This window comes from Nonomuraea sp. NEAU-A123 (assembly GCF_018603905.1).
Lineage (GTDB): Bacteria > Actinomycetota > Actinomycetes > Streptosporangiales > Streptosporangiaceae > Nonomuraea.
Genome location: NZ_JAHFZZ010000008.1, coordinates 478,233 through 491,133 on the forward strand (window position 1 = coordinate 478,233; position 12,901 = coordinate 491,133).

Consider the following 12,901-nt stretch of genomic DNA (forward strand, 5'->3'; position numbering starts at 1 on the left):
CGTTTAGAGATCGAGCAGCGTTGGCTGTAGGTATCCCTCGTGGGTCAGCAGCCAGCGCTTGGTCTCCACGCCCTCGCCGCCGCTGAATCCGCCCAGCCCGTTGCCCGCAACGACCCGGTGGCAGGGCACCACGATCGGGATCGGGTTGGAGCCCATGATCGAACCGATGCCGCGGGCCGGCACCCGCGATCCGCTCCGCTCGGCCAGCTCGCCGTAGGTGACGGCGGTGCCGTACGGGATGCCGTGCAGGGTCTTCAGCACCTGCCGCCGCGACCCCGAGGTCAGCCGCCAGTCGATCGGGGTCTCGAACGTCCGCAGGTCGCCGGCGAAGTAGGCGTTCAGCTCGGCGACGGCGAAGGCCGTGCGCTCGGGGTCGTCCACCTCGGTCAGATCCGAGAGCCGCTCACCCGGATGCGTCCTGGAACCCCACCCCGTGGCCGCCAGGCCGACCTCGGTCACGGCCAGCACGAACGGCCCTACCGGCGTCGGCACCTCGGCGAACGCGACCGTACCCATCATGTCCTCCCCTGGGGGAATTGCTCCCGGCCTAAACACTAGGCGACTCCCGGATGGCCATGTGGCAAAGCCCCTTCAGGGCCGGGAATCCGCCACCCCCGGGCTCTGGCACACCACGGACGTGCTCGGTGAACGGGGACTCGTCCGCGTCAACCAGCGTATGAAGCCCGCACCGGCCGGCGATCTTGGCGAGCTGGCCGGCTCACCGCCGAGCCGCGGCGCACGGCGGCGGACCTGAAGAAGACCGCGGCGGAATCCCGTACCGCCGTCCATGCCCTGAAGACCGCCACCAGGGAGATCAGCGTCTTGAATTCTCTGTGGTTCCCTGAAGGAATCAGGTAACTCGGACAGGCGTGGCCTGGCCTGGGCGGCTCCCGTGCTCGGTGAACGTGAGCACGGGGGTGGCTTTGGCATGGTGGAAGCCGATCCGGTGGTGAGAGTTCCTGACATGCCCTGTCCGGTACGGCTCGCGCCGTCCCGGCTTGGGTGCATGGCCCGCCGGACGCTGTCCACCGCCGGTGGGCGGTGGGGCGGGCACCGTACGCCGGTCAGGCACACGGCTGAAAGTCATCGAGTTGTTTCCTGAGTTGGCCGAGGTGCGGGTGGGCCGTTTCGGGGTGGGACGGTTCTTGGCTCTGTCCCGTGCTGCCGGTCGGGGGTGCAGGTCTGCTCGGGCGCGCCGGGCCGCCCGGGTGGGCTTGCGGGTTCGGCGGGCGCGGGCGACGTTGCCCTCTACGACGGTGGCGATGGTGCGCACCCCGGTGGAACGGTGGGTGCGGGTGGCGTTCTGGCCGAGCAGGCCGCGGGAGACGATCCGCTCGGCCGCTGCCCAGTCCCGATCACACGACAGGCCGCAGGCCGAGCACCAGGCCCACCTCCACCCCCGCTCGGCCACCCGGTCCGGGGCCGGGCAATGCTTGAGTACCGATGTGCCCTCCCCGCACCGGGGACAGTACCGGGAGGTGCCGCGCGCCGGGACGGTGACCACCGCGATGGCGTGCTTGGCCGCCAAGTGCCGGATCGCCTCGACGATCAGCCCGCGCACCTGCCCCGACAGGCGCGCGTTCCAGCTTCCTCGCCGCCCGCGCGCCTCCAAGGTGGCCAGATCTTCCACATAGAGGACCGTCGCCCCCGCGGCCACGGCCTGATCGACCGCCCATCGCGCTGCAGACCAGGCCAGTGCCCTGTTCAGATGCCGGATGCGCGCACACAGCCGCTCATGCTCAACCCCGATGCGCTGCCAGGCCGTACTCAACGCGACGTAACGGGAATCAGCAGGCGTGATCCTCGCCAGCAGCCTTTCCAGGTGCCGGTGCTTGGCGGCCAGGTGCTCACGCTCGGCCCGCAGCCGGTGCAGCTTGGCCGACACACCGCTCGCATCGTAGGCGAACGGCCGCCCATCACTGATCACCCGGCCACCGGCCAACTCCCCGACCACGCCGACCAGCAGCCCGTTCAGGCCCCAGTCGAACCCGCACCCGACCCGATGACCGGTAGCGGGCGCGAAGCCGACCGGGATCTGGAACGGCAGATCGACGCGCACCCGGCCCTTGCTCACCCGCACGGTGGGGGCGCACAACGCTGCCTGCGGCGGCACCGTCGGCGGCAACGCGACCGGCAGCACATGCCACGCCCAGTCCCTGGCGGACGCGGGCGATTCGACCAGCGGAAGCCGCACCCGCAGCCGGGCGCTGCGGTGACCGATGCGCTGCAGGGTGAGCAGTTGCCGGTCGGCCGCCGCCAGCACCACCTGCGCCGCAACGTTCGGCGGCTCCTCCAACTCGATCAGATCAGCCGGCAACACCGCATGCTCGTCGAGGTAGGCGCGGATCTGCCGGGTCCGGTTGCGGACGTCCGCCGCCGTCACCCCGTCCGGCAGCACCTTGCGCAGCGCGTCCCACTCGGCGCCGGTCCGCGCACCCGGCTTCTGCGGCCAAGTCGCCACGATCGCCGCCACCAGGCGGCGCCGGTGCAGTGCCAGCCGCAAGGCACGAGCGGCCTGCTCCTGCGCGCACCGCATCACCCGATCGCACACATGAACGACCGCGGGCGGGCTCACGCCCCAGCCGAGCCGGCGCAGGGCCATCCAGCCCTTCGATGGCAACACCCGCCCGTCCAGCCCCACCCCGGACGCCAAAGCGTCCAGATCAGCAGCATTCCACCGGGCGGCGACCAGGTGGGCGGTCAGGTCGCGTGCCAGGCCGCTCAGCCATGCCACCCGCCGCACCAGCAGGCCCCCCGGAACGACCTCGCCGCTCACCTCCGCCACCGCCGCATAGGCGGTGCAGGAGGCGGTCGCGATGAGTTCACTCATGCACCGCTCCCGTCTCGGAGGTTGGGCCGAAGAGGACGAACCGCGCTTGGATCGCCGCCCTCTGGGCACTGCCCGACGGCCGACGGCCGGCGACTTCGTGCGGGCACGAGGGTGCCAGCCGGGCGGCGGTCGTGGCAACAGGTGCACCACGCGGTCAGCGCGTCGCGATCGGAGAGGAGCCGGTACACCCGCATGCCTGCACCCCCGCCCCTCCGAAACACAACCTCACGATCGGTAGCCGAAAGATTACCATTGGTTGACCTCAACGGGTAGAACATATGAACGACAACGTTCCGATCTGCCTGCATGGCCAAGGCCGGCCGCAGCCCGCCGTGTTGCGGGCGTGCAGGCTCAGCGGCGCCGCAGGCAACCGGTTCGGCGAGCGCCTCGCCAAACCATGGCCCGCCCTGCGGCATGATCCTGCTCGGCCCGACCGACACCGCCGACCAAGAGGAAACCTCGACAGATCATGGCCGATGTTCAGGTCTTCATAGCGAATATGAGCAGCAGTTCATACCCTCATCCGAGGCATTCGTTCCTGCCGCCATTCTTCGGGGCGGGGCCATCGGCGGGGAGAGTGGGAGGGGTGTCCGTCCAGGTGGCCTTCTGGTAGACGAGCGCGTGGTAGATCGTCCCCGCGGGCAGACCGGCAAGCCCCTCGTCACCGGGCGGATTCCGCGACGCCTGCTCGACTACGACCTGCTGGAGTGCCAGCAGCCTGCCGCTCGACTCGTCCACAATGAGCTGCTCCTCGCTCCGCCCGTCCCCCATCGTCCCTCGCCATCCGATGCCGATCCCCAGCCGCCCCTCGGCGTCCCGGACCTGGCCCAGGGCGCGGGTGCCGGGCAGACTCGCCACCATCCGGTAGAGGGCAGGCGGGTGCCCGCCGAGATCGGGGAGTTCTGGAGCAAGTCCAGCGACAGGCTCAGGAGCCAGGACTCCTTGGTGGGCAGCGAGGCCCCCGGGGGTGGTGACGGCCAGGCGGCCATGGTCTTCCCGTAGGCGGGCCAGAACGACAGCAGCCGCTCCTTCAGCGCGTCCTGATCGCGAGGTAGATCGAGCAGTTCGCTGGCCGAAAGGGTGAGGCCCTGATCTTGAATCGGCCACGTACTGGGTCTGAACATGAATCTGGTACGTCCGAGCGGCGCCGTGTCGTTCCCGCAGTCGGAGTCGACGCCGCAGAGCTTGGGCGCGCCCGCCCGCCGCCATGCCTGCTCGTTCGCCGCCGAGGCCCGTACGGTGGGCATGCCTCGCTCGGTGAACAGCATGTATGCCTCCGGGCCGCGCGGCACCCACCGGCTCGTCTGGACACGGGTCTTGATCCGATACCGGTTGTCCGGTGAGCCGATGACCTGCTCCCCGAGAATCAGGCCCACGGTGTGCCAGTAGCGTCCGGGCACCTGTTGCTGCCCGGACGCACGGTCCGCAGCCACGTCCAGGACGTTTGCGGCGGATCGGCCCGTCACCTGCCCGGTGACGGTGTCGTGACCCAACAGCCGGGGAACCCCCAGCACGGCGATCACTGACGCCATCGCGAGGGAGGCCACGACCGCTCCAACCCATCTGACCTGCCGCCCTCTGACCGGCGCGCCCAACTCCACGACCTGTGCGCGAGGTGTCCCGGGCGGGTCGAGGTCGGCGGGGCGGGCGGCCGCGAGGACGTCCAGGACGTTCTTCCGCTTCACTGCTCCTCCTCCGATACCAGCGCGCGCTGACCCCGTACCGCCGTCAAGCCGTCCATGGCCGCCGCCAGACGCCGCCTGGCGCGATGCAGCCGCACGAAGAAGGCCGACCGGGGAGCTCCCAACCACCTTGGCCGCCTCCACGGAGCTCAGCCCGTGCCACGAAACCAGCATCAGCACCTCCTTGTCCTCGTCGCTCAACGTGGCCAGCGCCCTCAACACGGCCGCGCGCTCCGCCACCTCTTCGGCCACATCGGGCCCGGTCTCGTCGGCCCAGCCGTGTAACGCGTCGTCCAGCGCCACCCGCCGAAGCTCCTCCCGGTGGACGTCACGGATCACGTTGCGCGCGACGCCCAGCAGCCACGGCAGCGCGGCCTTGGCCGGAATGTCGTCTCGCCGCCGCCAGGCGACCACGAACGTCTCACTGACCACCTCCTCGGAGAGCCGGCGGCCACATCTGCTCACCGCATACGCGTACACGCGGGGATGGCACGCATCGAACAACGCGGCGAACCCCTCTTGGTTCAGCACCCAGGCTCCTTCACTGACACTTCACCAGGTAGTGGTCGAAGGCGGGCCGGTCTTACCACTGTCCACAAGATTTCTGCCGCGTCCTTGCGTCACGTCCGTGCAAATTCTCTGGTGAAGGGGTTCGGCGGGTCTTCTCCCAGACGTGTTCCCAGATCACTACATGAAGGGGACAACTGAGCCGTTAAGCGTTCCGCTCGGCGACGGCGAAAGCCGTACGATCCGGGTCATGAACCTCAGCCAGGCCGAGGCGTTCACCCGGGCGCTCCCGGCGCCCCCTGCCCGACGTGGCCAGGCCGTCCGTGACGGCCTAGACGAGCGGACCGATCGGCGTCGGCAGCTCAACCAACGCGACCGTGGCCATCATGTCCTCACGTGAGCTCGTGGTGCTCGGCACCTCCAGCGCGGTTCCAACCCGACACCGTAATCACAACGGATACCTGCTGCGCTGGGACGGCCAGGGGTATCTGTTCGACCCAGGTGAGGGCACACAGCGGCAGATGGTGCACGCCGGGGTCAGCGCCAACGACATTCACTGGCTGTGCCTGACGCACTTCCACGGCGACCACTGCCTGGGCGTGCCGGGCGTGGTGCAGCGCATCGCGCGCGACAAGGTCCGGCATCCCGTACGAGCCGTCTACCCCGCCTCCGGCGCCGAATACTGGCAGCGGCTACGTCACGCCGCCGTCTTCGCCGACACCACCGTCATCGAAGAGCAGCCGATCAGCGGCGATCACGTCACCATCGGCCCGCTGACCGCGCGCCGCCTGTCCCACCCCGTCGAGTCCTACGGCTACCGCCTCCAGGAGGCGTCCAGTCGCCGCATGCTGCCCGACAAGCTCGCGTCGTTCGGGATCCGCGGGCCCGAGATCAGCGAGCTCCAGCGCACCGGGTCCGTCCGCGGCATCACGCTCGACCAGTGCAGCGTCCCCAAAGCCGGGCAGAGCGCCGCCGTCATCATGGACACCCGCCTGTGCGACGCCGTCTTCGAACTCGCCGCTGGCACCGACCTGCTGGTGATCGAGTCGACGTTCCTGTCCGCCGAGAGCGCTCTGGCCAAGGAGTACGGCCACCTCACCGCGGCCGAGGCCGGCCAGGTGGCGGCCGAGGCCGGAGTGCGCCGCCTGGTGCTGACCCACTTCTCCGAACGCTACGGCTTCGCCGACGAACCCGCCTTCCTCGGCGAGGCACGGCGCGGCTACGACGGCGAGATCATCCTGGCCCGCGACCTGATGAAAATCCCCGTACCAAGACGACGGCACCCGTAGGAAACTCCGCGACGACCGCGTTCGTCATTCAGGCGAGAACACCCCTCGACACGGGGAGGCCCCTATGGAGGAAGTGCTTTACACGGCCGGCTGCGGCGGTGGTTCGAGCTGCGGGGGAGGCAGCCCGTGAACCCCAGCCCGGAGCGGCTGGGCGTGGGCATCGGCTGGCGGGCCGAGCTCGACCTGACCGTGGAAAGGCTCCCGGGGGTGGACTTCGTGGAGGTCATCGCGGAGAACATCCGCCCGTCGGCGCTGCCCGAGTCGCTGCGCGTGCTCCGTTCCCGGGGCACGCCCGTGATCCCGCACGGCGTGAGCCTCGGCATCGGCGGCGCCGAACCGCCCGATCACCGGCGCCTCGCCCATCTCGCCGCCTGCGCCCAGGCTCTCGCATCACCGCTGGTCAGCGAGCACCTCGCCTTCGTCAGGGCCGGAGACCTGGAAGCCGGCCACCTGCTCCCGGTACCGCGCACGCGTGAGGCACTGTCGGTGATCGTCCAGAACGTACGGCAGGCGCAGGAGTCCCTGCCGGTGCCCCTCGCCCTGGAGAACGTGGCGGCGCTGTTCGGCTGGCCGGAGGACGAGCTGACCGAGGCCGAGTTCCTGCGTGAGCTGGTCGAGCGGACCGGTGTCGGGCTGCTCATCGATGTGGCCAATCTCTACACCAGCCAGGTCAACCTGGGCCTCGACGCCCGCGCGGCCCTCGACACGCTGCCCCTGGAGGAGCTGGCCTACGTCCACGTCGCTGGAGGGTACGCGCGCGACGGCGTATGGCACGACACGCACACGACCGTCATACCGCCGGACGTCCTCGACCTGCTCGCCGAGCTGTCCGCCCGCGCGGAACCGCCCGGTGTGCTGCTGGAGTGGGACGCGGACTACCCGAGCGACGCCGTACTCACCGCCGAACTCGACCGGATCAGGGCGGCGTCACATGCCCGATGACCACGCTGTGGACGAACCCCGCGGACCGGATGACCGCGCCTTGGACGAGCGGCGCGCGCCTGATGACCGCGTTACGGAGGAACGGCCCGCGCCCGATGAGCACGCCGCCGACCAGCGGCGGCAGCGGCTGGCGGACGCGCAGCGGGGGCTTCTGGCGGCGCTCGTCGCCGGTGGGCCGCTCCCTGACGGCTTCGACCCGGTACGGCTCCGGATCGAGGCGGCCGGGCTGATCGCCAAGAGGCGCGGCCTCGTGGCGAGGTCTGCTCCGGACCTGGTGATCCGGCTCGGCCCCCGATTCGCCGCGCTCTTCACCGAGTACGCCGAGCGGCGCCCCAAGCCCCCCGGCGGCTCCCTGGGCGACGCCAAGGCCTTCGCCGATTGGCTCGGCCTGCCGCTGAACCCCCCACCGGCCGGGCGATGGGCCCGCTTCCTCCGCCGCCGGCCGATTTCCTAGGCCGGCCAGCCCGCTTTCCAGGCCAGTCGGCTTGCTTCCTAGGTCGGCCGACCCGCTTTCCGGGTCAGTCGGCCTGCTTCGTAGGCCGGCCGACCCGCTCTCCCGGCCAGTCGGCCTGCCTCGTACGTCAGGGAACGAGCGGCCGGATCTCTTCGGCCACGAACCGTACGAAGCCCTCGAGGTCGGGCTCGTCGGCCGTCGGCTGGAGCACCACGGTGTCGGCCCCGGCGTCCGCCAGCCGCTGGACGGCCTTGGCGACCGTGCCCGCGTCCCCGGCGACTCCGGCGTCCGGTTTGCCGGCGTCGCCCCAGCCCTCGAGTTCGGCCTTGAGTCGTGCGGGTCCGTCCGGACCGATCGCCGTGTGGAGGCCGACGATCAGCTCGTGCCGGTCGGTACGCCCGGCCGCCGCACGCCCTTCGTCGATGAGCGTCCGAGCCTGTCGTACCTGGTCGGGCGGGGTACCGGCGACAAGGATGGTGCCGTCGGCGGCCTCGCCGGACAGCCGCAGCGACCGCGGCCCGACCGCCCCGGCGAGCACCGGTGGCGCCGTCTCCGGCGGCCAGTCGAGGGCGACGTCGTCGAGCCGTACGTAACGGCCGTCCACGGTGACCCGCTCGCCGCGCAGCAGCGCCCGTAGCGCCGCGAGGTGCTCGCGCAGCAGCGTCAGGGGCGAGTCCACCCGCGCGCCGGCCTGGGCCATCCACTCCTGTACGCCGTGGCCGACGCCCAGGACAACCCGCCCCGGGAACAGCCGGTGCAGCGTGGCCACCTCCATCGCGGTCAGGGCGACGTTGCGCAGGGGCACCGGGAGCAGGCCGACGCCGATGCGCAGCCGTTCGGTCCAGGCAAGGGCCGCGGCCGCGCTGGCGATGCCGCTCTGGGAGAAGCAGTCCTCCCAGAGCCAGAGTTCGTCCAGCCCCGCCTCCTCCGCCGCGTGGGCCACGCCGCGCATCCGTTCGGGAGGGAGCTGAGGCCGGAACACGGCGCCGAGAGTAGTCATGAGGTCTGTCCTACCTGCTCCGCAGCCGGATGGACAACAGGAGCTAGACCAGGATCCGGGTGAGCAGGGCGTGGAGCTGGTCGCGTTCGGCGACGTCGAGGGGGGCGAGGAGCTCGTCCTGGATGGCTCGCGCCTCCCGCGTCAGGCGGGTGAGTTCGCGCCGTCCCCCGGCGGTGATGGTGGCGGTGACCCTGCGGCGGTCGGCGGGGTCGCGGGCGCGGTCGACGAAGCCGGGCGCCGAGAGCTCGTCCAGGACCTTGACCACGTCGCTGGGGTCGATGCCGAGCCGGGCCGAAAGGTCGCGCTGGGCGTGCGGCCCGAAGTCCGCCAACGCCGCCAGCACGGCCATGTGCCACATACGCAGCCCATCTGCCGCCAGCCGCGCGGCCAGCCGGCCTCTGGCCGCCTTCCCGGTCTTCGACAGCAGGTACGTGGTGAGTCCGAGCAGGCTCGGCGGCAGCGCTTCCATCCTAGATATTGTAGGGTCTGACCCAATAATAGGTCTTCACCCACTATTTCAGGAGATTTCCGGATGGACGTGCTGCATCCTCGGCTGCTGGTTTCGGCGTTCGCGGAGTGTTTCGCCTTCTATGACGCGGTCCTGCCAGAGGTGCTCGGGGCGAGCCTCGCGAAGGGCGGCCCGGACGGTCCCTACGCGCACTGGGACGTGGGGTCGGAGGGGGTGCTGTCGATGCTCGACCGCGGCTTCATGACCGAGGTCGCGGGCACCGGCGCCCTGCCTGCGGACGCCGCCGCACAGGATCGCGTCATGCTCGTCAGCCGGGTGGCCGACGTCGACCGGGCGTACGCCGTCTGCCTGGCCCACGGCGGCCGGTCCGTCACGGAGCCCGCGGACCGGCCCGGCTGGGGCCTGCGGGCCGCTCACGTCCGTGACCCGGAAGGCAATCTGGTGGAGTTCCAGTCCTACTGAGCTCGATGATTGACAATACTACGTTTAACGAATTATGGTCCGAGGTCATGCCCAAGAGATCATTAGCGCTGGCGGCGCTCGCTGTCATCGTCTCCGGCTGCGGGACGACCAGCACTGCACAGCCGTCTCCATCGGCCGCCACGGCCAGTCAGGGGCTTGGCGAGAACCAGCGGATCGAGCTGGCCAAAGCCGACTGCATGAAGGCGAACGGCTTCAAATACGTAGCGTGGATCCCTCCTGCGCTGCCCGAGACGGAACAATCCAGGATGGCCTCCGCCCGCGACTACGAGGGCATGAAGTCATACCGCGCCAAATACGGCTTCGGGGTGTCCGCCACGCTCGTCTACCCGCCGAGCGGCGAGACCGCGGGGCAGGCCCACGAGCCCAAGAACCCTAACGTCGCCCTCGTCAAGGCTCTCTCGTCTGCTCAGCGCCATTCGTACGGGGTCAAGTTCGAAAAATGTCAGATCACTGCGATCAAGCAGGCCACGGGCAAGGACGTGAAGTCGGCTGATGAGTGGAGCCAGTTCCGTGACCAGGCATACGTAGAGCGCAGGAAGCGCGAACTCAACGGCGACGCCCGGCTCACCGAACTGGCTGCGGGCATGGCCGATTGCATGACCGCCAAGGGCTACCAGGTCACGTCGCACAGCCCGATAGCCATGCGTGACTGGGGATATACGACGTTCACCAGGGAATTGCACGGGCTCGCGAAGAAAGAAGACAAGAACATTCCCGACTTCGACCCGGAGTCCGGCACAGGCTACATCCCGACGCACCTCACGGAGGGCGAGAAGCGGGCCCTTCTGAACCGAGAGATCAAGGCGGCGCTCGACGACCTCGAATGCGGCAAGGCCTTCCACCCTGCCGCGGCAGCCAAGGATGACCAGCTCAGCACCGAGCTGACCGAGTAACGCGAAACTTTCCCTCCGCCCTCGTGGATTCGAAAGGAAGGCTCCTCGTGAACGCGGTCACTCGTACGGGCTGCGGCCCTCGTCGATCGCCTGGATCAGGCCGCGAGCGTACTCGTACGTGGCCCGGTGCAACCCGCCCCCGTAGCTGACCCTGGCCACGCCCAACTCGGCCAGCCGGGCCAGATCGGGGACGCCGGGCCTGAACAGCACGTTCACCGGGCCGCCGACCTCGCTCACCAGGGCCCGGATCTCCTCCGCGTCGCCGAGGACGATCGGGTAGACACAGTCGGCCCCGGCCTCCAGGTAGCGCCGTGCCCGCGTCACGGCCGCCTCCCGTGTCCGGTCGCCGTGCAGATAGGTGTCGACCCTGGCGTTGATCACGAGCCCCGATCCGGCGGCGGCCCGCACGTCCGCCAGGAACTCGGCCTGCGCCTCCACGTCGACGAGCAGGTCGGTGCGGGGGTCGGAGTCCTCCAGGTTGCAGCCGACGGCACCGGCCGTGAGCAGGCGTTCGACCAGCTCGGCCGGCTTCAGGCCGTACCCGCGCTCGACGTCCGCCGTCACGGGCACGTCCACGGCGCGCGTGATGCGGGCCACGGCGGCCATCATCTCGGCGACGGGGGTCCCCTCGCCGTCCTCGTAGCCCAGCACCTGGGAGACAGCCGCGCTTCCGGTGGCGATCACCGGAAACCCGGCCTCCTGTACGGCCCGCGCGGACGCCGCGTCCCAGGCGTTGGGCAGCACCAACGGGTTCCCGGGCACGTGGAGAGCCCGGAGCAGGGCGGCCTTGTCAGTGGTCATACCGGGCAGCCTAGGAAGGAAGTGGCTCCCGCCAAAGGGCCAATACCGCGGGGAACCGCCAATCCACTTGGCAGCTCACCCACTCAGCCGTCAGCAACCGGTCTTCGCGCACTGCCCGATGACCTCGCCCGCCGGGCCGTCCGCCGGGTTGTCGCCCGCTGGCTCCTGCGCCGGTTTGGTCGGCGAGGACGTGGGCTTCTTGCCGTTCTTGGCCGGAGGCGTGGCCGTAGTGCGTGAATCGGTGCCCGCCGCCCCCTTGTCCGTATCCGTGCTCGTATCCGGGTCCGTGACCGCGTCGCCCATGTCGGCGGCGGGTTCGTCGGACGAGAGTCCTTCGTCGGGGGCGTCCGTCTTGGCGTCGCCCATGGACGCCTCTTCATCCAGCGGTTCGTCGGCGGCGGTCTGAGTGGGGCTCGCCTGGCCGGCCTGGCCGGTGGAGGGCGCGGGCTGGGCGGGACCTCCGGGGCCACCCGCCAGCGCGAAGCCGATTCCGCCCGCCGCGAGCACGGCGACGAGGGCCGACGCGGCGACGATGACGGTCTTCTTCTTGGTGGCGGATCTGCCATTTCTGGCAGGTCTCGGCATATCGCCCGGCCCCGTGAGGATCTCCTGGCGATCCGGCTCCATCGGATCTTGCATGGTGGTGCGACTCCCTGCGGTCGTATCGGGAAAGCTCGCCGGCTTCCGCGGGTGATGGACCACACTAGCCGCAGGAGTCGAATGCTCGCGCACCAATCACAAAGGAATCACGACTTGTCACCGCATAAAGCCATTCGCCCAGGTCGTCGTGACCGCCTGGCAGCCGCGGCAGGTGTGGCCGGGGTGATCGTCGTCGCCGCGCTCGGTGTTTTCCTGTCGCTCATGGGATCTCAAAGTCCCGAGCCGAAAAAGGGGCCGGAAAATGATCAGGAAAGCGGGCTTTCCGATCAATCAGGCGTTCCTTCGCCGAGCCCGAGCCCGCCTCCGACGCTGACTTCGACGACGCCCCCGATGTCGTGGCCGTCGTACCCGACCTCAGACGACAACCAGGCCGCCAACAACGGCGACGACGGTGACGATCCAGACCCCGACAGCGGCCCGCCCCCGGAGAACGGCCCGACTCCCGAGAAGGACCTGACGCCCAAGGAGATCGAGGCGCGCCCAAAGCCCGTGCCCTCACCGCGCCCGGGAGTGGGCGAAGCGCTGCCGCCGCCGCTGCGGGACAGTCCCACGCCGAGCGGACCGCCGGAAAGGTCGCGGGCACCCCGACCCTTGCCGACCCCGCGGAAACCCACGGACCCCTCGCCGGACGCACCGGCGACCCAGGCCACCGAGCCCGACGACCGCTCCGAAAGGCAAGAGCCTCCGATACCCCTGGCGACCGACCCGTGCGCGACCTTCCTCGACTTCCGCCGCGACTACTGCTACCGGGTGCTCGACCGCCTCGGCAGATGACCCCTGGGCAGACAGCCCCGTGACACGCGGCCCCATGTCAGGGGGCCGCGCCAGGGCGGCTCCCCGGCAAGCCAGCCCCCCGGCGAGCGGCCCCATAACAAGGGGGCCAGTGATCAG

Annotated in this window: 16 protein-coding genes; 8 read left to right on the plus strand and 8 right to left on the minus strand. The window is 70.1% G+C overall.

From position 1 onward, the window contains the following. Positions 1 to 3: 3 nt before the first annotated feature. Positions 4 to 519 carry a methylated-DNA--[protein]-cysteine S-methyltransferase gene (locus KLK06_RS27360; RefSeq protein ID WP_214638479.1) on the minus strand — a complete coding sequence of 172 codons (516 nt, stop codon included), beginning with the start codon at positions 517 to 519 and terminating at the stop codon, positions 4 to 6. A gap of 58 nt (positions 520 to 577) precedes the next feature. On the opposite strand from KLK06_RS27360, the gene KLK06_RS27365 reads away from it, so the two are divergent. Then, positions 578 to 754 carry a hypothetical protein gene (locus tag KLK06_RS27365; RefSeq protein ID WP_214638480.1) on the plus strand — a complete coding sequence of 59 codons (177 nt, stop codon included), beginning with the start codon at positions 578 to 580 and terminating at the stop codon, positions 752 to 754. A gap of 96 nt (positions 755 to 850) precedes the next feature. Here KLK06_RS27365 and KLK06_RS27370 read toward each other — a convergent pair whose 3' ends face one another. The 3 genes from KLK06_RS27370 to KLK06_RS27380 all read right to left on the minus strand — a co-directional run bounded on the left by KLK06_RS27370 (position 851) and on the right by KLK06_RS27380 (position 5,043). Continuing rightward, on the minus strand, positions 851 to 2,830 hold the full coding sequence (locus KLK06_RS27370; protein ID WP_214638481.1) for a zinc ribbon domain-containing protein: 1,980 nt from the start codon (positions 2,828 to 2,830) through the stop codon (positions 851 to 853). A gap of 519 nt (positions 2,831 to 3,349) precedes the next feature. Further along, a complete protein-coding gene (locus KLK06_RS27375) occupies positions 3,350 to 3,568 on the minus strand; it encodes a hypothetical protein (RefSeq protein WP_214638482.1) in 219 nt (72 codons plus the stop codon). After that, positions 3,523 to 5,043 (minus strand): RNA polymerase sigma factor, encoded by a 1,521-nt coding sequence (locus KLK06_RS27380; protein WP_214638483.1) that lies wholly within the window; start codon positions 5,041 to 5,043, stop codon positions 3,523 to 3,525. The genes KLK06_RS27375 and KLK06_RS27380 overlap by 46 nt, the downstream gene beginning before the upstream one ends. A gap of 226 nt (positions 5,044 to 5,269) precedes the next feature. On the opposite strand from KLK06_RS27380, the gene KLK06_RS27385 reads away from it, so the two are divergent. The 4 genes from KLK06_RS27385 to KLK06_RS27400 all read left to right on the plus strand — a co-directional run bounded on the left by KLK06_RS27385 (position 5,270) and on the right by KLK06_RS27400 (position 7,704). After that, positions 5,270 to 5,419: a hypothetical protein gene (locus KLK06_RS27385; RefSeq protein ID WP_214638484.1), complete on the plus strand. Its 150-nt coding sequence runs from the start codon at positions 5,270 to 5,272 to the stop codon at positions 5,417 to 5,419. Then, positions 5,406 to 6,308, plus strand: a complete 903-nt coding sequence (locus KLK06_RS27390; RefSeq protein WP_214638485.1) for a ribonuclease Z — start codon at positions 5,406 to 5,408, stop codon at positions 6,306 to 6,308. Before KLK06_RS27385 ends, KLK06_RS27390 begins: the two co-directional genes overlap by 14 nt. A 126-nt stretch (positions 6,309 to 6,434) precedes the next feature. Then, the gene (locus KLK06_RS27395) at positions 6,435 to 7,250 is read left to right on the plus strand and encodes a DUF692 domain-containing protein (RefSeq protein WP_308168463.1); all 816 of its coding nucleotides are present in this window, start codon (positions 6,435 to 6,437) and stop codon (positions 7,248 to 7,250) included. After that, on the plus strand, positions 7,240 to 7,704 hold the full coding sequence (locus KLK06_RS27400; RefSeq protein ID WP_214638486.1) for a hypothetical protein: 465 nt from the start codon (positions 7,240 to 7,242) through the stop codon (positions 7,702 to 7,704). The genes KLK06_RS27395 and KLK06_RS27400 overlap by 11 nt, the downstream gene beginning before the upstream one ends. Positions 7,705 to 7,831: 127 nt before the next feature. On the opposite strand, the gene KLK06_RS27405 is transcribed toward KLK06_RS27400, so the two are convergent. After that, the gene (locus KLK06_RS27405; RefSeq protein WP_214638487.1) at positions 7,832 to 8,704 is read right to left on the minus strand and encodes an LLM class flavin-dependent oxidoreductase; all 873 of its coding nucleotides are present in this window, start codon (positions 8,702 to 8,704) and stop codon (positions 7,832 to 7,834) included. Between the two features lie 43 nt (positions 8,705 to 8,747). Next, positions 8,748 to 9,173 (minus strand): MarR family winged helix-turn-helix transcriptional regulator, encoded by a 426-nt coding sequence (locus KLK06_RS27410; RefSeq protein WP_214638488.1) that lies wholly within the window; start codon positions 9,171 to 9,173, stop codon positions 8,748 to 8,750. A 63-nt stretch (positions 9,174 to 9,236) separates the two neighbouring features. On the opposite strand from KLK06_RS27410, the gene KLK06_RS27415 reads away from it, so the two are divergent. Together KLK06_RS27415 and KLK06_RS27420 are read left to right on the plus strand one after the other, a co-directional pair. Continuing rightward, positions 9,237 to 9,635, plus strand: coding sequence for a VOC family protein (locus KLK06_RS27415; protein ID WP_214638489.1), 399 nt, complete (start codon positions 9,237 to 9,239; stop codon positions 9,633 to 9,635). A 47-nt stretch (positions 9,636 to 9,682) separates the two neighbouring features. After that, positions 9,683 to 10,549 (plus strand): hypothetical protein, encoded by an 867-nt coding sequence (locus KLK06_RS27420; RefSeq protein WP_214638490.1) that lies wholly within the window; start codon positions 9,683 to 9,685, stop codon positions 10,547 to 10,549. 57 nt (positions 10,550 to 10,606) lie between these two features. Here KLK06_RS27420 and KLK06_RS27425 read toward each other — a convergent pair whose 3' ends face one another. Both KLK06_RS27425 and KLK06_RS27430 read right to left on the minus strand, forming a co-directional pair. After that, positions 10,607 to 11,350, minus strand: coding sequence for an isocitrate lyase/phosphoenolpyruvate mutase family protein (locus tag KLK06_RS27425; protein ID WP_214638491.1), 744 nt, complete (start codon positions 11,348 to 11,350; stop codon positions 10,607 to 10,609). A gap of 90 nt (positions 11,351 to 11,440) precedes the next feature. Beyond that, on the minus strand, positions 11,441 to 11,989 hold the full coding sequence (locus KLK06_RS27430; protein ID WP_214638492.1) for a hypothetical protein: 549 nt from the start codon (positions 11,987 to 11,989) through the stop codon (positions 11,441 to 11,443). A gap of 351 nt (positions 11,990 to 12,340) precedes the next feature. Here KLK06_RS27430 and KLK06_RS27435 point away from each other — a divergent pair, with 351 nt between their 5' ends. Beyond that, the gene (locus KLK06_RS27435; protein WP_214638493.1) at positions 12,341 to 12,784 is read left to right on the plus strand and encodes a hypothetical protein; all 444 of its coding nucleotides are present in this window, start codon (positions 12,341 to 12,343) and stop codon (positions 12,782 to 12,784) included. Positions 12,785 to 12,901 lie beyond the last annotated feature (117 nt).